This window comes from Paenibacillus sp. 3LSP, from assembly GCF_032465655.1.
Lineage (GTDB): Bacteria > Bacillota > Bacilli > Paenibacillales > Paenibacillaceae > Fontibacillus > Fontibacillus barengoltzii.
This window is the reverse complement of the sequence record NZ_JAWDJI010000210.1, coordinates 1-21481: the sequence shown is the minus strand read 5'-3', so window position 1 is coordinate 21481 and position 21481 is coordinate 1. Positions and strand designations below refer to the sequence as shown.

Sequence of the window (21481 nt, the reverse complement as noted above, 5' to 3'; positions counted from 1 at the left end):
CCAGGTGAGGCAAAAACAAAAGCTAAGAACAGAGATGCAGTAAAGACACAAATAGCGAAGGAGTGAATGTATGGCTAAATGCGAGAGCTGTTACTACAACCGTGAGATGATGGCAAATGGAGTAAAGATCACAGCTTGTTACTATAGGCTGGATACAGGGAGGCCTTTGTACGGACGAGCTGATGATCCGGAATATTGTAGTGGATACGAACCATCGGAAAAACAACTCGAATTAGCATTTGATTAATGCACAATCCGAAAAACAACACACTAACACCCCCGGCCTACATTTAGGGGGCCAGGGTATAGGAGGTATACAAGGATGGAAGTAACAGAACAAAATTCCTGCACATGTCATAACTGCTTTAGATTCTCACATTATGCGGTTGAAATCAAGTATGGAACTAATAACAGCTTTTATCTCTGTGCTAGATGTGCTGATGCACTTAAAGACGAACTCAAGGAGGTAAGAGAGTAATGGGAAAGTTAATCGATGCAGATAAGCTGCTAGCAGATTTAAAAGACAAAAAGAAGTCATTACGTGAAACCCTGAATTTTGCCAAACGGGAAGGGGAGGCCGAGTGGGCGGATGAATTACGGGGACAAATGCAAATTTTGACAACAAACTGACCACAACTTGAACCCAAGTTGAGCATCTTTTGAACTGATTCCAGTGTTATTATAAAAGCGTGGAAATCGGGCGAGAATGACACGCACGGCCGCATGAATGCGGCGTTAATATCCGGGGCGTAACTCTTCTCGCCGAACACACACCCATCAGTGTCCCTGAATCGCAATATATTGTGTGCAAACTTTCTATTGCGAGGGGATGGTGGTGAATTAAAATCAGGATAATGCCCTGTGAGGAGCGATAGTTCCGAGGGCGACAGCGGCCCAAGCCGGGCACGGCGGATTAGCGGTAACCGCATGTTATAAATTACCGCCAGTTTTTCATACATAACCCAGAGTCGTTCCTTGCCGGAGCGGCTTTTTTAGTTACAAGAAAGGGTGGAACTCGTGGAGGGACCGAAGGACCATTACGTGCAATTGGTATGTGAAAGAGTCGCTGGTTATCTTACAAAGCGTCATGGCCTCAATAAGAAGGAACAGCGGTTGCTCGCCTATTTGTTGGATGACAGCAACAGCATGAACATTGGCGACGTATGCAGATCCCTTAAGACCACGACAATGACGCTGCTCACCAAGACGAGGCCAGGTCTGTTTCGGAAGGTAGGCAAACCTGGGTCAGAGCTGTGGAATGAGAACATCCGGCAGGCGCTAGAATCAGGCGATACGCCTCAGTTTGTTGTAGGTAGGCGTATCGATTTCTATTCAGGGAGGAGAGCGTGATTTGAGTGAAAATTTTAAAGTGGCTAATCAAAGTGACTTATAGACGGAACGAAGTGCCACGGAATAGAGAGGAACGACGACATGGCCGGGAAAGGTAATCAGACTCAGGAACTTCGTCCAGATCCGAAACAGCCCGAGAAGTGCAAGAGATGCATTTGGGGGCGTTGGGAGGGGACGAAACAGTTTTGTAGCAAACCGCGGTGCGTGAAGAAGGAAAATACTTCCTGATGTCGAATTGTGGTGTTGAGGAGGGGATATGATGAATCTTGACGATCTGAAGAACAAGATTAAACTTGGTGAGATAAAGATGCCACAGTTGAACACAGTACAATCCGATATATTAATAAACACACAGGAATTACAAAGACAAGTGGATATCATGAATAGAGATACAAGATTAAAAGAAGAGCAAGAAGAACAGTACAAACAAGCAGTTCTCAATGCTCTGCAAGGAATTGAAAAAAATACAGGTGGGATCGCTGAAATAGTAAAGCTCGTGCATTTAAGCAACGAGAAACAAGATCAGGTAATTGAATTGTTGACCGAGATAATGAGCATTAGTGCGGCTAAAACAAAGGAAGAGGCGCAGAATAAATTTAGTAAAGCCTTGAACAAAATAAATAATCTCGGAGCAACTGTAGAGTCAATTCAAACTTTAATCGGATTATTAAACACAGTATATAATTCTGTTCAACCGTTCCTTACATAGCACCTTCGGGTGCTTTTTCTTTTGCATAATACGGGCAAATATGTTCCGGTGGTGGGGATTGAGTGGCCACACTAGAAAACGCCAGAACGGTGCCATTCTGTGCGTCTGGCAACGTGGTCGGACTTGGCCATATCTCAAAACCAACTCAACACAAAGGAGGTGTCCTTGTGGACATCAGAACAATACCAATTGACCAAATCAACTCAGCAACCTATAACCCGCGCGTCGATCTGCAGCCGGGCGACCCGGAGTATGAGAAGCTGCGACACAGCATCGAATCCTTCGGCTACGTCGAGCCGATCGTCTGGAACGAGCGCACCGGCAACATGGTCGGTGGTCATCAACGGTATAAGATCTTAGTCAACGAACTGGGCCAGACAGAGGTGGCCGTCAGTGTTGTCAGCCTGGACGACGAGCAGGAGCGGCTACTTAATCTGGCCTTGAACAAAGTCTCCGGGCGCTGGGATGAGGAAGCCCTTGCCCGATTACTGGTGGAGCTGCAGGAGACCGGCGCGGACTTAGGGTTGGCGGGCTTTGACCATGATGAGATAGGGGACCTGATCGCGTCGTTGCCGGATGTGCCGGACGTTGAAGAGCAGGTGGTAGAGGATAACTTCGACGTTAACCAGGCGTTGGAGGCAGTCGAGGAGCCCGAGACGCGTCGCGGCGACGTTTGGCAGCTCGGCCCTCACTTGCTTATGTGCGGCGATGCAACGGATCCGACGGACGTTGCCCGGTTGATGGACGGTGCGAAGGCGGCGCTGGTTGTGACGGACCCTCCATATAACGTGGCTGTGAAGAGCGATTCGGAGCGTCTGGCCGCCGACGGCCGTAGCTCAATATTGAACGACGACATGCCCGCAGAGGAGTTTGCGGGCTTTTTGCATGCCGTTTTTCAAAATTATGCGGAAATTATGGAACCAACGGCGGCGATATACGTTTTTCACCCATCGTCCTATCAAAGGGAGTTTGAAGATGCAATGAATGCAGCCGGTCTCGTCGTCCGCAGTCAGTGCGTATGGGTTAAGAACGCCGCGTCATTTGGTTGGTCGCAGTATCGTTGGCAGCATGAGCCGGTCTTTTACGCCCACATTAAGGGCAAGGCTCCGGCTTGGTACGGCGACCGCAGGCAGGCGACCGTGTGGCGCGCCGGCTTGCCCGGGGAACCTGTTGAACCGTCGACGGTCTGGGAGGTATCCCGCGGCGATGTCGGCAAGTACGTCCATCCCACCCAAAAGCCTTTGGAGCTGCTGGCCATTCCAATTCGTAACAGCAGCCAGCGCGGGGATATCATTGCTGACTTTTTCGGCGGCAGCGGATCAACACTGATGGCCTGTGACCAGCTTGATCGCATCTGCAGGACAATGGAGTTGGATCCGAAATTTTGCGATGTGATTAAAAAGCGGTACAAGGCAGCTACTGGTATTGAACCTGTTCTTCTTTTTCGTTCTGATCCTGCAGCGTAAATAAAAGGAGGACGCGCGAACGTCCTCCCCTTCGACCAGGGTATCCCCCGGCTGAGATAGCGGCCCGCCACGCGTGGCATTTCCCGTTATCCGCTATCTCGACACCATTCTACATGGAAGCCGAGGGGAACAGCAATGAGAACACCAGATGATAAAGACATCCTGTTGCAGTATGAGCTCGAAGTAATGGAAGGAATATTGGAATCAAAGGCGCAGTATCGCAAGATCATAAAGGCCGGCATTGCAAAGTGGGTTAAGGATTTTCAGGATGGCCGGATTGAGATCAAGACTGTGGATGACCTAAAGAAGTTGATCGAAATTGATATTGAGCTGCAGAAGGACGAACTATGAGTTCCGGACGAACGTCACACTTTTTCCGAGATTAACATTATGAACTTTCCAACCAGCGTTTAGCCATGAATGTGCTTGTGTCCTCGTTGGATGAAGAGTATTTCCCCACCAGGTTCGGTCGGTGTATGCGGAATCTGGGAGGGGACTACCGATTATCGATTCGATCTCAGAATACGATAAATCGACTTTGACTTTTTGCTTTAGAAAATCTTCAAGGGCGGAATATTTACTCATATATTTGACCTCCTAGTTTTTGGCCTTTTTTAATTATACAACGTCCCGGGGGTGGTGGTAATGTAATGGCTAGAGCACGTAGTCCTGAACGGGACGAGGCTAAACGAATGTGGCTCGAGAGCGGAGGAACGATGAAGCTTAAGGACATCGCTGCCGCTCTTTCTATTCCGGATAACAAAGTTAGAAAGTGGAAGACTCTGGACAATTGGGATGCAGAGCTCAAAGGGAGCGCTCCACTTGAAGGGAAAGGGAGCGCTCCACGTCGTGGTGCTCCAAAAGGAAACAAAAACGCTGTAGGCAACCGTGGCGGCGCTCCCCCCGGAAATCAAAATGCGAGGGGGAACCGTGGCGGACCTGGCGGGCCGCCGGGTAACAAAAAGGCGGTCACCACCGGCGAATACGAAACGATTTGGTTTGATTCCCTGGAAGAGGACGAGCAGGAGCTTCTTGAACAGGTTGATACTGATCCGGTTCAGCAGGCCAACGAAGCCATTTTACTGCTCTCTATCCGGGAACGGCGTATGTTGCAGCGAATACGTCGGCTTATGGAGGGGCTAACTGAGAAACAACGTCGTGTACTATGGGAACTTAAGGGGATTAAGGAAGTAATGACGGTTCATGACGAATGTACAGGTCAAACAAAGACTATTCCGATCACCAAACATCAGCTGGTTGAATCAGAGATCGAGGAGACGGAGTATCGTGCGATCGACGACATTATAAAGCTCGAGGAGGCACTGACCCGTGTTCAGGACAAGAAGCTGAAGGCGATTGAGTTGAAGAACAAGTTGATCGCGATAGACGAGGAGAAGCAGGTTCGGACGGCCATCCTGCAGATTGAACTCCAAAAACTGCAGGGAGCTGAGGGGGCGACGGCGAGCTGGACGGATGCGTTGAAGGAGATCGCAGAGCGCCGGCGCTTGAAGGTGATGGGTCATGAGCGCTAAGCCATACAATGTTGTTGCCGACCTCGTTTCCCTCATTGACCTCTACTGGGATGACCCGGTGGCTTTTGCCGAGGATATGCTTGATTTCGATCCGGATGATTGGCAGCGGGCCGCTATGATGGACCTCGCGCAACATCCGCGTGTAAGTATACGTTCGGGCCAAGGGGTTGGTAAGACTGCCTTTGAGGCTTCGATTGTAATCTGGTTCCTTTGTTGTCGTCCGAATCCTAAAGTCGTGTGCACTGCACCGACAAGGCAACAGCTACACGACGTTCTCTGGGCTGAGATTGCGAAGTGGCTGGAGAGGTCCAAGGTAAAGAATCTCTTGAAGTGGACCAAGACCAAAATCTACATGACCGGTTATGAAGAACGATGGTTTGCAACGGCCAGAACAGCTACAAAGCCCGAGAACATGCAAGGGTTTCACGAGGACCATATGCTTTTCGTGGTAGATGAAGCGTCCGGTGTTGCGGACCCGATCATGGAAGCCATTCTCGGTACGCTGTCAGGCGAAGATAATAAGCTTTTGTTATGTGGAAACCCGACTCGAACGAGTGGGGTCTTTTTTGATTCTCATAACCGCGATCGTTCCAGGTATAAGACTCACAAAGTCGATAGCCGTGAAAGCAAGCGTACTAGCAGAGACAACATCCAGATGCTGATCGACAAGTATGGTCCAGAGAGCGATGTAGTCCGCGTACGGGTTTACGGAGAGTTCCCAAAAGCTGAGGCAGACGCCTTCATTGCACTTGAGTTGGCAGAACTTGCAGCTGGCGCTAATGTAATCCCGACAGGCGATACGCTTCATCTCGGCGTGGACGTCGCGCGTTTCGGTGACGACGAGACGGTTATTGCTCCGAGGATTGGCATGAAAGTGTTCGATCTTCGTTGCCATAGCAAACAGGACACCATGGTAACCGCAGGCTGGGTGGTCGCCACAGGGCGAGAGATGCTCAAGACGTTTCCTCAGCTTCGTTCAGTTGAGATCAAGGTCGATGATAGTGGTGTTGGTGGAGGGGTAACAGACCGATTGAACGAGGTGATTCGAGAAGAGGGGCTTTTCGATTGGCGAGTCATTCCCGTGAATAACGGCAGCCGGCCAACAGACGACGAGGCTGAGCATTATGAAAATCGAGGTACTGAAGCCTGGGCAGCTGTTCGTGATGTTCTTCAGGACAACTTCTCAAAACATCTTCAAGGGGAAGCAGTGAGTGTGGAGCTGCCTAACGATGAGCGCCTAATCACCCAGCTGACTCAGCGAAAATTTCGGATGACCAGTAAGGGAAAGATTGCCTTGGAACGCAAAGAGGACATGAAAAAACGCGGTCTTGATTCGCCGGACCGAGCAGATGCCGTTGTACTATCATTTGTGACTGAGCGCAAGATGCAATATACGAATATACGGCCGACTGGCTGGTGAGAAAGAAGGTGCTTAAACTGACGATCGTTTATTCAAAAAAGGAGTTCCCACCGCCGCCATTTGACCAAGAGGTCGAAGCGATGCAGTATTATCGGCTGCTGTACGACGGCGAACACGCTGAGATCTTCCCACGGGCCAGACAGGTCGCGCAGCAGAAACGGGTGATTCCCCGGAGGGTTGGTATTCGATCGTGGCGTCGGGCGGAGACAGTGCTTAGTGCGGACAATCAGTATATCGTGGCCAACTTCAGCAGCCTAATCGCTGAGGTCCCTGCGGACCTGCTGAACCGTGCACTTGGAAACATCTCTGCTGACACGGAGACGGGGCCAGAGCTTGAATTTGTCGCCGGTGTTGTTGAAGCCAGTAAGCCGAACGAGAAGATTTGGGCGGCGGTGACGCAACATCAGGTGGATGGCCGGATCGCATACCGAGCGCGCCGCGACTCCGCCGGAACTGTTTGGTTTGAATGGGTGCTTGGGGACATGTATTTCCCGCATACCGACGGCCGGGGCGCTGACATTGCTTGGATAGAGGAATGGGGCGAGGAAGCGAATAAGCAGCGGTTTCTTCGGGTGGAACGGCAGCGGCTGGATGCGAATGGCCTTACCGTCAAGCAGTTAGTTTTCAGGATGGAGAAGGACACCGTGATGGATGAGGTCAGCATCAAGGATTACGCCGAGGATCACGAGCTAGATATTCCGGAAGATGCCGAGTTTCCAAACGTTAAGGAACTGCTCTGCGGTTATGTTGCCAATGACGATACGCTGGTCTATCCGCGGGGGCGCTCCGCGCTGCGAAATATTGATGGGCTGCAGGAGGAGATCAACTGGACGATTACCCGCGACTCAGTCGTTTTTGAGCAACACGGAAAGCCGAAGCTTGCAATCCCCAGGGCCCTTTGGGACACCGTGGCCAACCAGAACCATAAGGATTATGGTGGCCGTTTCGTCCGAAGCGCTGACCTTGAGGTGGTCAGTTACGACGAAAAGACGGGCGCGACGCCTATGTATATCACATGGGATGCGAAGACGCAGCAGTCGTTTGAACATGTGACACGTCTGATCAAGTACATGCTGGCCATCAGCAAAACGTCACCGCAAGCGGCTGGCCTCGAGGAAGGCAAGGGCGACTCCGGCGTTGCACTTCTTTATCTCTGGATCCAATCAGTTATCAAGGCCGAGGCGATAAAGGACAAGTTCGATGCGGCCCTGAAGGATGCGATCCGGAAGTGCATGATCCTGGAGAATGCGCTCGGTAATGCTAACCTGAAGGTGGCGAATCCGGTTATTGAATGGCGCGACATGCTGCCGAAGGCAGACAGCGAGAAGGATACCGAGGAGATCGAGAAGTATTCGGGCGGCGTGCAGTCGCTCGAAACCACGGTCCGGCGGATGCACCCGGACTGGTCGGAGAAGGCGATCGAAGAAGAGATTCAGAAAATTCAGGACGAACAGGCAGCCAGCGGGCTGAACCCTACCTTCACGCAGCCGCCGCGGGTGAATCTGGGTGGTAGCTGATGGCGGACGCTGAGAAGTTGATTGCGTTGTATACCCGCGCTGGGGAGCGGTTGCTGGAGCTGATCCGTTCACTGGAATCCGGCAGTTTTTCGCGGCGCCGAAAAGAGAAGCTGCTGCAGCAGATCGACGAAATCCTCGCAGGCCTAACCGATGGAGCCTCGCAGAGCATGGCGGTGTTGCTGGCGGAAGCATACAAAGAGGGTGTCGGTGAGGCAGCGGACAGCATGCGGGCTCAGGGCGTACCGGAAGATCAGATTAATACCGTTTTGGAGCCGCTCATCCACCAGCAAGCTGTACAGGCGATTATGGACGACTCTTTTATGCGTATTCTCGAGGCTACCGACAACATGTCCCAAGACGCCAAGTGGCGGATCGAAGAAGCGGTCCGCACGGCAACGGAACGGATGCTCACCGAAGGCGTCAGCAGACGGCAGGCAACAAGAGAGGCAGTCGCGCGGCTTGCGCAGCAGGAGATTACCGGGATTATAGCAAGAAACGGCGCGCGTATTCCGGCCGACAAATACATGGCCGGTGTGGTGCAGTACAACCTCCGGAAGGCGCATGTCACTGGGGCGGAGAACACAATTGTCCAGAATGGTCTCGACCTAGTCTACGTGAACTACGTGGGGATAACCTGTGAGTATTGTGCAAAATATCAGGGCCGCGTTTACAGCATCAGCGGTAAGGACCCGCGCTTCCCGAAACTCGAGCTGCGCCCGCCTTATCATGCGCATTGTGTCCATTCCCTATCGGCCTGGGTCGAGGAATACCAGACGGCTGACGAAGTGGAACGCATGATTGCTGCTTCGAACCGACCATTCACCGACAACCGGACGGAAGCGAATATCCGCCGGTACAACGAGATTCAACGGGACAAGGCCCGGAAGAATGAGACGCGGAAGCAGTGGATGCGGTACAAGGCGGTGCTGCCGAACGAAACGCCGAATTTACGGCAGTTCGCCAGCCTGAAGGCGCGTGATACCCAGACCTATCGCGAGCTTCAGGAGGCTTACCGAAAAGTCAACGATCAAATCAAGCGAACAACACCGAATTATGGTCTTATCGCTTCAAAAAATGCAGAAATACCAGATGCCAAGCTGACCCAATATGCCCTTGATCCGAATCATCCGAAAGGAAAGGACAAAGCCCGTGTTTTTCAAAGTGCACTGGGTTATAATCAAAGCAATTACAAGGATTTAATCGAAAATGTACATCGAAACCTTAGCGCTGCTCCAGCGTATTTTAGAGGAAGTACACCATATGGTGACAAGTATGAGGTAAACCTTTCGCTGCAGGGCCCAAACGGGAAGATAGCAAATGTTTTAACGGCTTGGATGGTGAAGGATGGGAAAGCGAGGTTGACGAGCATATATGTCAAGGATTAAAGCTAAGCTGTTTGATATCGTTCGTTTGAAAGACGGGCGAGAGGGTACGATCGTTGAAGTTTATGATGAGCCGCCGGGCTTTGAAGTGGAGATATCCGGAGCGGTACCGGATTTAGTTACAGTAAAATATGACGAAGTCGTCGAAGTGATCTGGGCGGCACCATGAACCATCTTCGCTAATATGCGAAGGTGGTTTTTATTTTGCCAACATTTAATGAAGTCGCTCGCTGGAGCGGCTTTTTCTTATGTCCTAACCGTTGTATGACGTAAAACTGCGATCGAGGTAATAGCCTACCCGGGCTTAAAACAGGAGGTAAAAATCATGAAAGAATATATCGCAAGACGGTTTCCCTTGAAGTTGAATCTGCAAACCTTCGCTGAAGGCGGCGAAGGTGGAGATGGCGGAAATGGCGGTGGTGACAACGGTAACGGCGCTGGCGCCGGCGGAGGGGAGAAAATATTTACTCAGGCAGAGCTAGATCAACATGTCCAAGCGCGTGTCGCACGAGCTGAGAAGGCGGCTCAAAAGGCTCTCGCTAAGGAAATGGGCTTTGACTCCGTGGAAGCCATGCAAGCAGCTCTGAAAAAGGACAAGGGAAGCGACAAGAACGACGACGGGAAACTTGACCCCGCAGACATCGACAAGTTGGTCGATGAAAAGATCAAGGAGCGGGAGAAGGAGCAAAATCAGAAAATCTTCAACCGCTTGTTGAACGCCGAGGTAAAGGTTGTGGCAAATGAACTCGGGTTTGCCGACTGGGAAGATGCCCGCGCGCTCGCCGATCTGTCCGCTGTCAAGGAAAACAACAAGGGCGAGTTGGAGGGCGTGAAAGAAGCGCTCGAAGCGTTAGCCAAGAAGAAGCCCCATCTGCTTAAAGGCAAACCGAGCGGTGGCTCTTTTGGGGCTGATGTACGCGGTGGCAGCTCCCCTGAAGCCAAGAAAAAGGCACTGGAACGCATGGCCGAGCTGGCCAAAAAAGAAGGTACTCATGTCGTGTCTACAAATGACCCGTGGGGCCGCAAATAAGGAGGAATTGAATCATGCGTTTGCAACCGAAACCGCGTTTTGAAGTCCAGGATGATTATGAAATCCTGGCATCACTCGAAGTTGTCCGCGAAGTGACCAATGGGATCACCATTGATTCGTCCGCCGTCACTGCTGACAGCGATGGAAATAAGATCATCAAGAAGGGTATGCCGATGGCGAAGTTGGCAAATGGCAAATACGTACCTTACAACCCGTCTGGCACTGATGGTAGCGAGAACCCTTCGGTACTCCTTAAGCGCACGGTAAACGTCAAGGACGGCGATCATGTTGTTGGCGGTTACGAAATCGCTAAGGTCATCTCTGCACGTATCCCAGTCACCGTCGATGCTACGCTCAAGGGCAAGATGCCCGGCATTACTTTTGCCTGATCATCAATAAAACAATACTGAAAGGACTGATACGATATCATGCCTATCCAAAAGTTTCGTTATAAGCTGAACCTCCAAACCTTTGCCGATGGCGCGGACGAAATCAGCATGCTGGAAGACGCATTGTCCGGTGAAGAACTGCTGACCTATGCGTCAAACCTCACGGTTCCGAATGACTACTGGCAAAACTTGCTGTTCCCGCCTCGTCAGACGGATGAGCTCACGGTCGACGTGATTAAATCCACGTCTCGCCTGCCGGTCATGGCGCAAATCGCAGAACTCGGCACCGAGACCCGGTACGGATCCCGTGAGGGCGTGAAGGGCGATCGGGTGGAAATCCCGAAGATCCAGCGCGGCCGTTGGATGGATGAAAAATTGATCCGTCTGCTCCTGATCGCTGGTCGTAACCAAGGCCTCCGGCAGCAAGAGATTCAAACCATCATCCGGGAGCAGCTTGACGATGCCAAGTACGCTGTCGACTCCATCCGAGCGCGGCGTGAGTGGATCGCCATGCAAGCCGTATCGACTGGAACCGTGTCCTACGCCGAGGGAGATGTGAGACTCTCCGTTGATTATGGCTATACTGCAGATCAAAAGCCGGTACTGACCGGTACGGATAAATGGTCTGACACGGCAAATTCGAAGCCGCTTGAGGATATGCAGACCTGGTATGAATATCAGGCTGACCGTGGTGTAAAACTGACGCGGGCATTTACCACGCAAAAAATCATTGCCTACCTGCTGCAAAATAAGTCCGTAAGAATTGCATACCACGGTGATCCATCCGGCAGCGCAAATCCTCCTCAGCTTACGAAGGCGCAGCTGGACGCTGTGACCGATTCGTTGGGTCTGCCTCGCATCGTGGCCTATGATACGCAGGCGCGCGTCGAAAACGATGCTCTTTCGAACGGTAAGCTGTCGATCACAAACGTCCGAATGGCGCCAGCCGATCGCTTCGTGATGCTACCGTCTGATCCGCTGGGCAACTACCTCTGGGCCACGACGACAGAGGAGCTGATGGGCGGTTATGACAGCGTGGGCTCCGGGGACAATGGCATCTTTGTCTTCCGCGACGTTGCTAGCCGGCATCCGCTGCGCGTGCGCACGGTGGGCGTCAACCTGGCGTTCCCGGTATTCCCTTACGCCGATAGCGTCATTTCGGCAACGGTTATCTAACAAAGGCGCCCTTCGGGGCGCTTATCATTTTTGAAAGGGTGGTAAACGTGGATATTAAGGTAACTGGCACCGTTAAATACGGCGGTAGATGGTATGGACCGAACGATGTCATCAAGAATGTTGATGAAGCAGAGGGCGAGCGTATCGTCAAGATCAGCGCCGGCATCAAAATCGAGAAGACGCCGGAACAGATTGCCGCTGAAGAAGCTGCAGCCGCCAGAGCAAAAGTTGAGGCGGAGGAAGCCGAGCGCAAAAAGGCAGAGGAGAAAGCGAAGAAGGAAGCTGAGAAGCAACTGAAAGCACTCCGGAAAAAGGCTGCCGAGCTTGGTATCGAGGGAGCAGACGAGAAGGACGCCGAAACGCTGGCTACGGAGATCGCTGCTGCCGAGCAAAAGTAGGTGAGTGCTAGTGGATCGTCAGGAAGTAGCAGATTGGATCGCGGCCAATCTGTTAGATACCGAGGCATGGGACCGGTCGAGCGAGCAAAAGCAAACCGTGGCCATCGTGCAAGCGGAGCGGAATCTCGCCCGCTGGTACCCGGAAATTAACCCGATGGCCGTATCGATCGTTGCATTTCAGGCGGTCTGGGAGCTGCAGGGCATCGATCCGGCACTCAAGTACCTGAAGCATAACGTCAAAACGATCACGGACAACGGTGAATCCGTCTCCTACAAAGACGGAGAACGGCCCGCTGTGGCTCCGGACGTGCGGGAGCTGCTCGGCCCTACGGCTGATGAGATCGCGGCAGAAGAGGCCGAACAGGCGGCTCAGCAGCAGTTTGGTGGGTGTCTCATATGAGTCTCTTTGGTTATCCAGCCAAAGTGGTGCATTGGCACTCAGAGGTGGATGATTGGGGCCGCCCGCTGTCGCCCACGCCTACCGAAAAATCGGCAAAGGTTGTCGAGGAGCAGCGTCTCATCCGCAATGGCCGCGGTGAGGAAGTTCAGATCGCGTATACGATCTACCTTGAGGGAGTCAACACGGTGGGCTTCGACGATTATATCGAGTACGTCAATGCCGTCGGCGTGAAGATCCGATGCGACATCGCCCATATCGAGGTTCGGAAATACCTCGGCACCGATGATGTGAAGGAGGTCGTTGTCTATGGCAGACCGCAAAATATTTAGCTTTAGCCTTGAGGGGATCGAAGCGGCTATTGATCGTCTGGATAGGCTGGAGAGAGATTTGGATCGGCGTATAGATGAAACACTTACCAGGTTAGCCCTGAAGGTCATTGCTGATGCAAAAAAACTAGCTCCAATAGATTCTGGTGATCTGGAGTCCGCTTTGGTCATTGGCGATGTCAAGCGGACCATTGCTGGAATGTATATCGACCTCGGTACAAGCCCGGAGGTAGACGACTATGCAGTCGTGCAGCATGAGGGGTTCCGTAAGACGAAGGACGGCAAACTGGTGCAGCTGACTCCGGGTGAAAAGACAATCAGTAAGGGGCCGTATAACGGTTACATGCCGGGAAAAAAGTTCCTGGAGAACGCTTTGAAGATGAACGAAAGGCTTATTCTCGAGGAGCTCTCGAAAATATTGGAGGGATGATGTCGTGCTTGCAAGCGATCTGATTACCTACCTTACCGGCGCGGGCTTCACTGTTTATCCGGACCCCAACTTCCTCCCGGCTGACATCCCGGAGAGCAAGCTTCCTTGTCTCTTCGTCTTTGGGACGGGCGGATTCGCGCCTCATGAGTACGTGCCGACCAAACGGCCAACATTCCAGGTCATCATCAAAGGGAAGTCCTATAAGACACTACCGGCCAATATGACTGAGACCGAGGCGTTGGGGAACCAACTCATTAAGCATCTGCACCGCCGGGCGAACTATCAGGCCGGAACAGCTTGGGTAATCTCCAGTACGGCCTCGCAGCCGGCCCCAATATCTCTCGGTTTGGATGATAAGGATAGACCCGTGTTTTCGACCAATTTCGTTTTTTATGTGAAGGAGGATGCAAATCCATGAGTGATGTGGAAAAAATCTATGCTGGCCCTGGTATTTTTGTCTGGGGGATCGATGAGAACGGTGATGAAGAAGCTGATGCCATCACCATCGACCTTACCCAAGGGGGCATAACGTTTACCACAACGACAACGTATTTCGAACCGACAACGGACCAAACGGGAACCGCGCCGGTCAAGTCCATTTCTACCGGAACGACCGGGGCGATCAACTTTGAAACGCCGGATATGGACTTTGAGAAGGTTCTGAAATACAACCCAAATGCGCTGAAAGTCCAGAACGCTACCGATCCCACTAAGGTCAAATACCAAGTGACCGGCTTGGCTGGGAAGGAGTTGCCGCGTAAGCGAGCCGTCATCATGCCGCTGGGCATCTCTGACCCGGACCAGTACATTTATATCGAATCGGTAGGCATTAAGTTTGACATGAACGCAGCGTACGTACTCGATAACAACCGCCGGATGACGATCTCGGCCATGGCCTATCCGTCTTTGTCGGCGACGCCGAAAGGCCTCCTATACACTTGGGGAGACATCTCCGTTACGGCCTAATTATTCGAATATCTAAGCAAAGGGGAAGGCACACGCCTTCTCCTTTTTCCTATTTTCCTTGAGAGGAATGATCGAAGATGTTCAACTTCGGTAAAAAAGACATTGTAATGCTCGGCTCAAAGCGGGTACAGATTCCAAAGCTGACCCGGAGCCGTTTGAAGAAACTGACCGATCACATCGGCTCGATCGGCGACTATCTCGTTAAGCTTTTCCTGACTCCTGAAAAAGACCGCGCGGTGTTCATCGTGGCCGCCGCAGACGTTTCCATAGATGAGATTTACGAATTGACCTCGCTGCTTAGCGATATCCCGATAGATTATCTGGACGAGCATGCGGCATTCTCAGAATGCACCGAGTTCCTCCGTCTCACCTGGGAGAAGAATGACATGAACGAAGCCCTAAAAAACTTAGGCGGCCTGATTCCTCCGGTGGCACAGCAGTTCGTTCAGAGCATAGTCAAACGGATGAATCGGGCCGGCGAGCAATAACGCACGACGAGTTTGTGCTTCGGTGCTGTGTTGTTCTCGGCAAGACACAACACGAAATTGAAAACGAGTATTACTTTATTGATTTGCCAGAGCTGCTCATGCTGAAGGACCAAGCCCGGGCATCAGAGATGTTGGAGCGGATCGATATCGTGGCATTCCCACACAACCCGGACAAGGAAGCCCGGCAATCGATCATTGATCGGTACACATCTGTACTGCCTAAACCACCGGCGCCGCCGCCGAAGTCGGCCCAAGAGCAGTACGAAGCATTGAAACTGCGGCTGAAAGGACGGTGAAAACATGGCTACGGAAATTGGCGAATTGAGAGCGAGACTCACGGCGGAAGCGCAGGAGATTAAGGCCGAAATAAGAAATGTAAAGAAAGACTTCAGCGATCTTGGAGAGCAGGCTAAAAAAACAAGCAAGGATTTAGACCCGCTCAATGGGATTCTCAAACAGATTGGTTTAAATACTGAGCAATTGAAGAAGATTGAGGAACAGATCAAGCGTCTGGACACGAGCAAGGTGGAGCAGGGCCTCGCAGATATTGTTAATGAGCTGAAGAAAATGGGGGCCGAAAGCAAGCAAGTGTCAACAGTTGAAAAATCTCTTATTGAGATGGTCAGTGCAGCCTCAGATGCACAGGCTAGAATTTCTAAGCTTGAGGAAGAGCTAAGACAAGCAGGTGCGACAGGACAAAGCGAAATGGCTGCAGTGACTGCAGACTTGGCCAAGGTTGGAGATGTGGGCGTCAAAACGACTACTTCAATCAGAGGGCTTAGTAAGGCCATTTTAGATGTGGGTGCAGCAAAAAAACAAATAGAAACACTTTCGGCTACATTAGACAATATTAATAGCCGTGCTGATCTCCAGAGACAAAAACTTGCTGGATTAAAAGAAGCGTATGCCAATACTTTTAACGAAGCCCAGAAAAACAAGCTCCTAGATCAGATATTGAAGACCGAAGCTTCTCTAATTAAATTGACTCAAACATCAGACCAAACAGCACAGAAGATTTTTGCGTTAGAAGATGCAATGAATCAAGCCGGCCAGGGCGGACAACAGGCGGCGTCCCAAATGAGCGCTCTCGATGATGCTCTGAAAGAGATTGGGCTTAACGCGGATCAAATCAAAACCATAAAGAAGCATTTAGATGAAACCGATCCAACGAAACTCGATCGCCAGCTGGACCAATTGAGTGAAGCTCTTAGAAGACTTGGAGTCGACAGCAAACAGATTGAAAAAATCACAAAAGAACTTCGTGAAACTGAGCAGGAAGCCCAAAAAACCAAGCAAGGAATTAGCGGAATCGCATCAGGTTTAGCAGCACTGGGAGCTGGAGCTACGACTGCGAAGTTGGTCAATGTTACAAAGTCGTTAGCTGAAGAAACGAACAACTTAGCCAATTCATACCGTGGTCTTTCAACTGTTTCCGAAAAATATAACGTTGATTCTGCGGCTGCCATTGATTTAGCGGAAAGATTGGCAGATCGCTGGGGGCTTAACAAGGGGGTTCTGGCGGACACAGTAAAAACGTATCTGACCATGAACCTTACTCTTGAAGAAACGGAAAAGATTATCACGGCAACGGCTGATGCCGCGGCATATAACAGACAAGCCCATCTCAGCTGGGAAGAAGCGATCAAACAAGTGGCCGAGGGGATTAAATCCGGCAATTCCAATTTGACGGATGCAGCCGGGATAACAACAAACTTATCCGTGATGTACGATCGATTTGCAAAATCGATCGGAACTACATCCTCCAAGCTTACGGAAGCAGGTAAGATTCAAGCAGCCTATAACGGTATTTTGCAGGAGTCTGCCGTGTTTGCAGGAAATGCTGACTCTGCAATGACTGGATACACCGGGACGCAGGCGACCTTCAACCAGACCATGCAGATGGCACGTCAGGAGCTCGGAGAGGCATTTTTGCCCGTACTGGAGCAAGTCATGGAAGAGATCATCCCGTTGGTAAAGAGTTTCACCTCGTGGTCAAGTGAGAACAAGGAAGTTGTGGCCGGGATCGGCGCGGCTACTGTAGCATTTACCGCATTCATTGCGGTGGTCGGGGCTTTATCTGCAGCCTTCCTAGTGCTAAATACTTCCATGGGTGGCATTGGTGTCATCCTAACATTGGTTGGTGCGGTTGCTGCTGGAATCACCGCGTATGGCCTTGCCGCAGATAAGGCATCAGGGGCAGTATTACGGCTTGCTAATAGCCAAGAAGAACTAAATTTGAAATTGAGCGAATCGTTAAAATGGACTTCTAATGATCTGAAGAACGCGCGCGCAGACATTGAGGAAATAGAAAAGCTTCTTGAAGAACGCCAACGACTTCAACAGAAAATGGATGAACTCCGAGCCAAACTCCCAGATCTTTCTGGAGCCCCCCGTGAAAGAAAACCAATCGAACCATTGGATCGGGAAGTACTAAACCAACTTAAAGAAGCTCAGGAGGCAATTGGAAGGATTGATGATGAGCTTCGTGGTATGGATTTCGAGACCCCAGAAAAGGCTGCTGAGGCTGTCGAGAGATTAAAAGATGCCAGTAAGGGCGCGGTCAACGCACTCCTTGAAGAACAAGATGCAACTTTTCGTGTGGCTGCGGCGAATAACGATCGGCTAAAATCACTTGAAGCAGCACTTCAGACCTATAAGCGATTGTCTGAGCTACAGTCGCTCGACATTGCCCAAAAGCAGGAGTTGGAAACAGCTACGGAAACACTGATGTCAGCTTATCCAGATCTTCACGCTTTAATGGATAGCGAAGGTAATCTCCGAATAGAAAATATTAATCTTGCTGAAGAGCAGATTGCAACTGAACGAACCATGCTTGACGCGACTTTGTCCTATGAAAATCAAAGACTTGAATCTTTACAGCGGACGACAGAAGAACAGAAAAAGTCGGTTGAGTCACAGATCAAAAACTACGAGCAATTAATGGAAACATTATTGGATGTTATTGCTGCTGAAAACACAGTTAATTCGTTGAACGCTGAAAAGTTATATATGCGTAACAAAGATAAGGGATCCGAGCTTTATTCGGAACAGAATCAATTACAAGCATCATTGAATGAAATCCGGGAACGGCGCGCTAAGTTGAGCAGCGGGAATATTCCTTCGGTTGGTGGCAGAGGAAGCGGTGCATTATTTGATGACTCGAACAGTTCGCAAAAAAGGAAAAAAAGCGGAAAGTCAGCCGCTGAATTAGCACGGGAACAGCGAGAAAAAGCCTACGACGACGCGATCGCCACGGTGCAATATCAGGCCGAGATGTACGACTGGACAGCAGAACAGCAGATCAAGGCTTACGAGAAGGTGCGTAAGCAGCACCAGAAGCATCTCAAGGAGTCCGTAGAGGACGAGCGCCAAATGAACCTGCAGATCAAGCGGTTGCAGGAGGATAGCGTCAAGTCCCGATACGATTTTTCTAAGGAATGGATCGATCGCGAGGAGCGACGAATGGAGGAGTCCGGGAAAACGGAGATTGAGATCGCGCAGATGAAGATCGATGCTTGGACCCGGGTGCGGGACCGCTACGCCAAGGATAGCGAATATTACAAGCAGGCCGATGATGAGCTTTACCGGGCGCGTAAGGAGCTAATCAAGCTGCAGGAGGAGGCCGAAAAGGAGGCAGCGAAGAACCGGGAGGAACGCATTAAGGAGTATCAAAAGCAAAATGATGATCTCCTCAAATCGGAGCTCAAGGCGATCAAAAAGGCAAGAGACGCTGAGCTGGACGCAATAGATCAACGTAAAAAGGAATACCTGGATGCTCAGAACGAGAAGATCGCGGCCATTGATGAACTGCTGAAGAAGGAAGAAGAGCTCAACGCTGACGCGGACTACGAGACGCAACTTGCCGAGAAAAAAGCTCGTCAAGCGTTGCTCAGTACAGCTGTATCTCCGGAAGGACGCAAGGAACTGGCGGAAATTACGGCTGAGATCGAAAGGATGCAGCTCGAGCATAGCCGGGAGCTTCGGAAGCGCGACCTGGAAGATCAGAAGCAGAAACTGGAGGACGAGAAAGACGAGAAGGAGAAGGCGTTTGACGAGGAGAAGCGCCTTACCGAGGCCAGATATGACGCCCTGACCGAAGCCTTGGAAGAGCATCAGGACGACGTCGAATTTATTGAGACGGCCATTAAGGAGTTCCGGATCTCGGCAAATAAGGAAGCCAATGATCAGATCCTCTCCGACCTAGATCGATTCGTCAGTGAGTATCGAAGCCGCATGGCTGAGATTACCTCCCTTTCATCCTCTGTTTCATCCGGAGGGTCATACGGCGCCGGAACATCCTTCTCGCAGGCAGATCTTGACCTTGCAGAGTACAACGCCAACAAGGATGCGTGGGACGCTGCCAAGGCACGCGGGGATAAGGAGGAAATGGCCCGGCTTACCGCCCGCAATGAGGAAATTCGTAGGAAGTATGGGATCGAGAAGGATACCGGTAAACTGGATCGTTTGCCTAGTTACGATGTTGGCGGCGTGATTCCCGGACCGGTAGGCGCTCCGGTGCCTATCGTCGCACATGGCGGGGAAATCTATTTGAATCCTGAGCAACAGGCAAATCTCTTTCGGATGCTGGATGCCCCGAGGACACTGCCTGCCGATCGTTCTCCGGCGCCGGTACCGCAGCAGATTATTCATAATACCTTCGACATGTCCATTGGAACGGTCGAGGTCTCCGACCAGACGGATGCCGAAATCCTCTATACGGAGCGTGAGCGAGCGGCGCGCAGATTGGCTACGACGGGAGGTGGGAAGTAGATGGAGGACATCGATGTATCGGTAAACGGTGAGTGGATCTCCGAAGTCACCGATGCTATCTTGGTCCGGCGGAGCATTCCAGGGCTGCCGGAGGCGATCGAGAACACCGTAGAGATCGCCGAGCGGGATGGAGAAATTGATTTTGGGAGCACCTATGGAGCCCGGCCTATCGGCCTGGCTTTTTTTATTGCCGGCGATTATGACACGACCGTTGGACTACTGATGCGGAAGTTTAACACCCGCCGGGGCCGACTCGATCTTGTCTTTTCGGACCGCCCAGGTAAGCACTATTTCGCCGAATATCGCGGCACGATGAGTTGGGATGAGTCGACGGGGAACCGGGTGATTGATATTCCGCTCAAAATGTACGACCCATTTCCGGAGAGCGACGAGCGGATTACTGAATTGACCATCACTCAATCCCCGCAGGTAATCTCCATCGAGTCTGCCGGCGATGAGCGGGCAAGCCCGGTGATCGTATTGACGAATACAGGCACGACTACGCTGCAGAGCTTCAAAATAACGAACGAATATGAAAAATAGGAGTTGATCACATGGCCATGCAAATATCTAACTGGCTCTCGGAGCAGCTGCTGAACGCTGCGCTCCGCGGCATCCCTTTCGATCCACCGGATGAGATTTACCTTGCTCTTTACACGAGCGATCCGACTTCGGCTGACACGGGAACGGAAGTCAGTGGAGGTGGATACGCTCGGCAGCCAATCACGTTTTCGGCGCCTGTAGTGGAGGCAGGAAAGCAGACGTCCAAGAACACTGCAGATATCGAATTTCCAATCGCTACAGCCGATTGGGGGCTTGTATCTCACGTGGCTCTTAGGACAGCGGCAACCGGTGGCAATTTACTGTGGTCAACGGCGGTGCCAAATCCACGGACAATCCAGAGCGGGGACCGTCCAAAGTTTCCGAAAGACTTAACGATTGTTCGCTTCAATCAGTAGAAGGGGGGTACTGTAATTGGCGCAAGTATCAATGTTTCCGCCGCAGTCAAACAGTCCTGTAACGGAATTGGCCGCGGATATTTCGAGTACGGATACCACTGTTATGGTGGTGGCTGGCAATCTTTTGCCGGCTGCTCCGAATGTCGCCACGATTGGACTTGATGAATTAGCAGAAACGATTTATTACGCAACTAAGAACGGGAATGAGCTCTCTGGGGTGATCAGGGGATATGATGGTACATCACCGAAAGGGTGGAACGCTGGCACACGGATCGCCCGGTATTTGACCGCACAGGACATTTCAGCCCTACAGCATAATGTTTCTGATCATGAGACGAGGATCAACGGTATCTCAACAGCAACGATCAATAAAATAGAGCCACGGCTTGTTGATGATTTGCCTGCGCTGTATCCGATCGGACTGAGCTTGTTCAGCCTTACGCTCGAGGCTTCAGCCCCATGGAAAACAGCGATTGGGCACTCAGGAAGCGGACAGACGACGCTTGTACAGACGGCGAAAGCTAATGACGATCAATACAGTATCGTTCAGCGAGTCACGTTCTCTACAGCCTCTGGCATTGAAGCAATGTATGAGCGAAGCTCGACCGTGAACAATAGTTGGAATGGCGCTTGGATCAAAGTTGTATCTCGGAGCGAATTTGATCAACTCAGTACCGACGTTTCTGCGCACTTGGCGGATTTAATGTATCTCGGACTAGCTAGTAGATACGGAGTGGGGCCAGAGATCGGAAGCGCAGACGCAACCGATTTAC

General features: G+C 51.3%; 25 protein-coding genes. 24 read left to right on the top strand and 1 reads right to left on the bottom strand.

The features are described from left to right. Positions 1 to 477 precede the first annotated feature (477 nt). The 4 genes from RW092_RS18215 to RW092_RS18200 all read left to right on the top strand — a co-directional run bounded on the left by RW092_RS18215 (position 478) and on the right by RW092_RS18200 (position 3876). Entirely contained in the window at positions 478 to 630 is a 153-nt protein-coding gene (locus tag RW092_RS18215) for a hypothetical protein (RefSeq protein WP_316010900.1), read from the top strand. Between the two features lie 979 nt (positions 631 to 1609). After that, entirely contained in the window at positions 1610 to 2059 is a 450-nt protein-coding gene (locus RW092_RS18210) for a hypothetical protein (RefSeq protein WP_316010899.1), read from the top strand. 167 nt (positions 2060 to 2226) lie between these two features. Beyond that, positions 2227 to 3525, top strand: a complete 1299-nt coding sequence (locus RW092_RS18205; RefSeq protein ID WP_316010898.1) for a DNA methyltransferase — start codon at positions 2227 to 2229, stop codon at positions 3523 to 3525. Positions 3526 to 3660: 135 nt separating this feature from the next. Beyond that, positions 3661 to 3876 carry a hypothetical protein gene (locus RW092_RS18200; RefSeq protein ID WP_316010897.1) on the top strand — a complete coding sequence of 72 codons (216 nt, stop codon included), beginning with the start codon at positions 3661 to 3663 and terminating at the stop codon, positions 3874 to 3876. Here RW092_RS18200 and RW092_RS23930 read toward each other — a convergent pair. Then, positions 3871 to 4110, bottom strand: coding sequence for a DUF7662 domain-containing protein (locus RW092_RS23930; RefSeq protein WP_486187854.1), 240 nt, complete (start codon positions 4108 to 4110; stop codon positions 3871 to 3873). The genes RW092_RS18200 and RW092_RS23930 overlap by 6 nt on opposite strands. 65 nt (positions 4111 to 4175) lie before the next feature. On the opposite strand from RW092_RS23930, the gene terS reads away from it, so the two are divergent. From terS to RW092_RS18100, 20 genes are all read left to right on the top strand, one after another. Further along, complete coding sequence (terS, locus tag RW092_RS18195; RefSeq protein ID WP_316010896.1) at positions 4176 to 5057, top strand: phage terminase small subunit; 882 nt, start codon at positions 4176 to 4178, stop codon at positions 5055 to 5057. After that, complete coding sequence (locus RW092_RS18190) at positions 5047 to 6477, top strand: AAA family ATPase (protein ID WP_316010895.1); 1431 nt, start codon at positions 5047 to 5049, stop codon at positions 6475 to 6477. Before terS ends, RW092_RS18190 begins: the two co-directional genes overlap by 11 nt. Beyond that, positions 6474 to 7994: a phage portal protein gene (locus RW092_RS18185; RefSeq protein WP_410055552.1), complete on the top strand. Its 1521-nt coding sequence runs from the start codon at positions 6474 to 6476 to the stop codon at positions 7992 to 7994. The genes RW092_RS18190 and RW092_RS18185 overlap by 4 nt, the downstream gene beginning before the upstream one ends. Beyond that, positions 7994 to 9379 carry a phage minor capsid protein gene (locus RW092_RS18180; RefSeq protein WP_316010893.1) on the top strand — a complete coding sequence of 462 codons (1386 nt, stop codon included), beginning with the start codon at positions 7994 to 7996 and terminating at the stop codon, positions 9377 to 9379. Before RW092_RS18185 ends, RW092_RS18180 begins: the two co-directional genes overlap by 1 nt. Further along, positions 9366 to 9545, top strand: coding sequence for a hypothetical protein (locus tag RW092_RS18175; protein ID WP_316010892.1), 180 nt, complete (start codon positions 9366 to 9368; stop codon positions 9543 to 9545). The genes RW092_RS18180 and RW092_RS18175 overlap by 14 nt, the downstream gene beginning before the upstream one ends. A gap of 156 nt (positions 9546 to 9701) precedes the next feature. Beyond that, the gene (locus RW092_RS18170) at positions 9702 to 10406 is read left to right on the top strand and encodes a scaffolding protein (protein ID WP_316010891.1); all 705 of its coding nucleotides are present in this window, start codon (positions 9702 to 9704) and stop codon (positions 10404 to 10406) included. 14 nt (positions 10407 to 10420) lie between these two features. Next, the gene (locus RW092_RS18165; protein ID WP_316010890.1) at positions 10421 to 10795 is read left to right on the top strand and encodes a head decoration protein; all 375 of its coding nucleotides are present in this window, start codon (positions 10421 to 10423) and stop codon (positions 10793 to 10795) included. Between the two features lie 39 nt (positions 10796 to 10834). Beyond that, positions 10835 to 11971, top strand: a complete 1137-nt coding sequence (locus RW092_RS18160; protein ID WP_316010889.1) for a major capsid protein — start codon at positions 10835 to 10837, stop codon at positions 11969 to 11971. A gap of 47 nt (positions 11972 to 12018) precedes the next feature. Continuing rightward, positions 12019 to 12369, top strand: a complete 351-nt coding sequence (locus RW092_RS18155; RefSeq protein ID WP_316010888.1) for a DUF7210 family protein — start codon at positions 12019 to 12021, stop codon at positions 12367 to 12369. Positions 12370 to 12379: 10 nt separating this feature from the next. Next, positions 12380 to 12769, top strand: coding sequence for a hypothetical protein (locus tag RW092_RS18150; protein WP_316010887.1), 390 nt, complete (start codon positions 12380 to 12382; stop codon positions 12767 to 12769). Then, entirely contained in the window at positions 12766 to 13098 is a 333-nt protein-coding gene (locus RW092_RS18145; protein WP_316010886.1) for a hypothetical protein, read from the top strand. Before RW092_RS18150 ends, RW092_RS18145 begins: the two co-directional genes overlap by 4 nt. Further along, positions 13076 to 13525 carry an HK97 gp10 family phage protein gene (locus tag RW092_RS18140; RefSeq protein ID WP_316010885.1) on the top strand — a complete coding sequence of 150 codons (450 nt, stop codon included), beginning with the start codon at positions 13076 to 13078 and terminating at the stop codon, positions 13523 to 13525. Before RW092_RS18145 ends, RW092_RS18140 begins: the two co-directional genes overlap by 23 nt. Positions 13526 to 13529: 4 nt before the next feature. Next, entirely contained in the window at positions 13530 to 13943 is a 414-nt protein-coding gene (locus RW092_RS18135; RefSeq protein WP_316010884.1) for a minor capsid protein, read from the top strand. Then, positions 13940 to 14491, top strand: coding sequence for a hypothetical protein (locus RW092_RS18130; protein WP_316010883.1), 552 nt, complete (start codon positions 13940 to 13942; stop codon positions 14489 to 14491). Before RW092_RS18135 ends, RW092_RS18130 begins: the two co-directional genes overlap by 4 nt. A 77-nt stretch (positions 14492 to 14568) precedes the next feature. Continuing rightward, positions 14569 to 14979 carry a hypothetical protein gene (locus RW092_RS18125; RefSeq protein WP_316010882.1) on the top strand — a complete coding sequence of 137 codons (411 nt, stop codon included), beginning with the start codon at positions 14569 to 14571 and terminating at the stop codon, positions 14977 to 14979. A 98-nt stretch (positions 14980 to 15077) separates the two neighbouring features. Next, positions 15078 to 15275 carry a hypothetical protein gene (locus RW092_RS18120; protein WP_316010881.1) on the top strand — a complete coding sequence of 66 codons (198 nt, stop codon included), beginning with the start codon at positions 15078 to 15080 and terminating at the stop codon, positions 15273 to 15275. Positions 15276 to 15279: 4 nt separating this feature from the next. Then, positions 15280 to 19749: a hypothetical protein gene (locus RW092_RS18115; protein ID WP_316010880.1), complete on the top strand. Its 4470-nt coding sequence runs from the start codon at positions 15280 to 15282 to the stop codon at positions 19747 to 19749. After that, positions 19750 to 20292 carry a phage tail domain-containing protein gene (locus RW092_RS18110; protein WP_316010879.1) on the top strand — a complete coding sequence of 181 codons (543 nt, stop codon included), beginning with the start codon at positions 19750 to 19752 and terminating at the stop codon, positions 20290 to 20292. It abuts the gene before it with no gap. Between the two features lie 17 nt (positions 20293 to 20309). After that, complete coding sequence (locus RW092_RS18105; RefSeq protein ID WP_486187855.1) at positions 20310 to 20708, top strand: phage tail fiber protein; 399 nt, start codon at positions 20310 to 20312, stop codon at positions 20706 to 20708. 16 nt (positions 20709 to 20724) lie between these two features. Continuing rightward, positions 20725 to 21481 (top strand): hypothetical protein (locus RW092_RS18100; RefSeq protein ID WP_410055551.1); only part of this gene is annotated, 757 nt, incomplete at its 3' end.

Coding starts and splice junctions, on each gene's coding strand:
- RW092_RS18215 (WP_316010900.1), top strand. CDS start 478: ATGGGAAAGTTAATCGATGCAGATAAGCTGCTAGCAGATTTAAAAGAC.
- RW092_RS18210 (WP_316010899.1), top strand. CDS start 1,610: ATGAATCTTGACGATCTGAAGAACAAGATTAAACTTGGTGAGATAAAG.
- RW092_RS18200 (WP_316010897.1), top strand. CDS start 3,661: ATGAGAACACCAGATGATAAAGACATCCTGTTGCAGTATGAGCTCGAA.
- RW092_RS23930 (WP_486187854.1), bottom strand. CDS start 4,110: ATGAGTAAATATTCCGCCCTTGAAGATTTTCTAAAGCAAAAAGTCAAA.
- terS (WP_316010896.1), top strand. CDS start 4,176: ATGGCTAGAGCACGTAGTCCTGAACGGGACGAGGCTAAACGAATGTGG.
- RW092_RS18190 (WP_316010895.1), top strand. CDS start 5,047: ATGAGCGCTAAGCCATACAATGTTGTTGCCGACCTCGTTTCCCTCATT.
- RW092_RS18180 (WP_316010893.1), top strand. CDS start 7,994: ATGGCGGACGCTGAGAAGTTGATTGCGTTGTATACCCGCGCTGGGGAG.
- RW092_RS18175 (WP_316010892.1), top strand. CDS start 9,366: ATGTCAAGGATTAAAGCTAAGCTGTTTGATATCGTTCGTTTGAAAGAC.
- RW092_RS18170 (WP_316010891.1), top strand. CDS start 9,702: ATGAAAGAATATATCGCAAGACGGTTTCCCTTGAAGTTGAATCTGCAA.
- RW092_RS18165 (WP_316010890.1), top strand. CDS start 10,421: ATGCGTTTGCAACCGAAACCGCGTTTTGAAGTCCAGGATGATTATGAA.
- RW092_RS18160 (WP_316010889.1), top strand. CDS start 10,835: ATGCCTATCCAAAAGTTTCGTTATAAGCTGAACCTCCAAACCTTTGCC.
- RW092_RS18145 (WP_316010886.1), top strand. CDS start 12,766: ATGAGTCTCTTTGGTTATCCAGCCAAAGTGGTGCATTGGCACTCAGAG.
- RW092_RS18140 (WP_316010885.1), top strand. CDS start 13,076: ATGGCAGACCGCAAAATATTTAGCTTTAGCCTTGAGGGGATCGAAGCG.
- RW092_RS18130 (WP_316010883.1), top strand. CDS start 13,940: ATGAGTGATGTGGAAAAAATCTATGCTGGCCCTGGTATTTTTGTCTGG.
- RW092_RS18125 (WP_316010882.1), top strand. CDS start 14,569: ATGTTCAACTTCGGTAAAAAAGACATTGTAATGCTCGGCTCAAAGCGG.
- RW092_RS18120 (WP_316010881.1), top strand. CDS start 15,078: ATGCTGAAGGACCAAGCCCGGGCATCAGAGATGTTGGAGCGGATCGAT.
- RW092_RS18115 (WP_316010880.1), top strand. CDS start 15,280: ATGGCTACGGAAATTGGCGAATTGAGAGCGAGACTCACGGCGGAAGCG.
- RW092_RS18110 (WP_316010879.1), top strand. CDS start 19,750: ATGGAGGACATCGATGTATCGGTAAACGGTGAGTGGATCTCCGAAGTC.
- RW092_RS18105 (WP_486187855.1), top strand. CDS start 20,310: ATGCAAATATCTAACTGGCTCTCGGAGCAGCTGCTGAACGCTGCGCTC.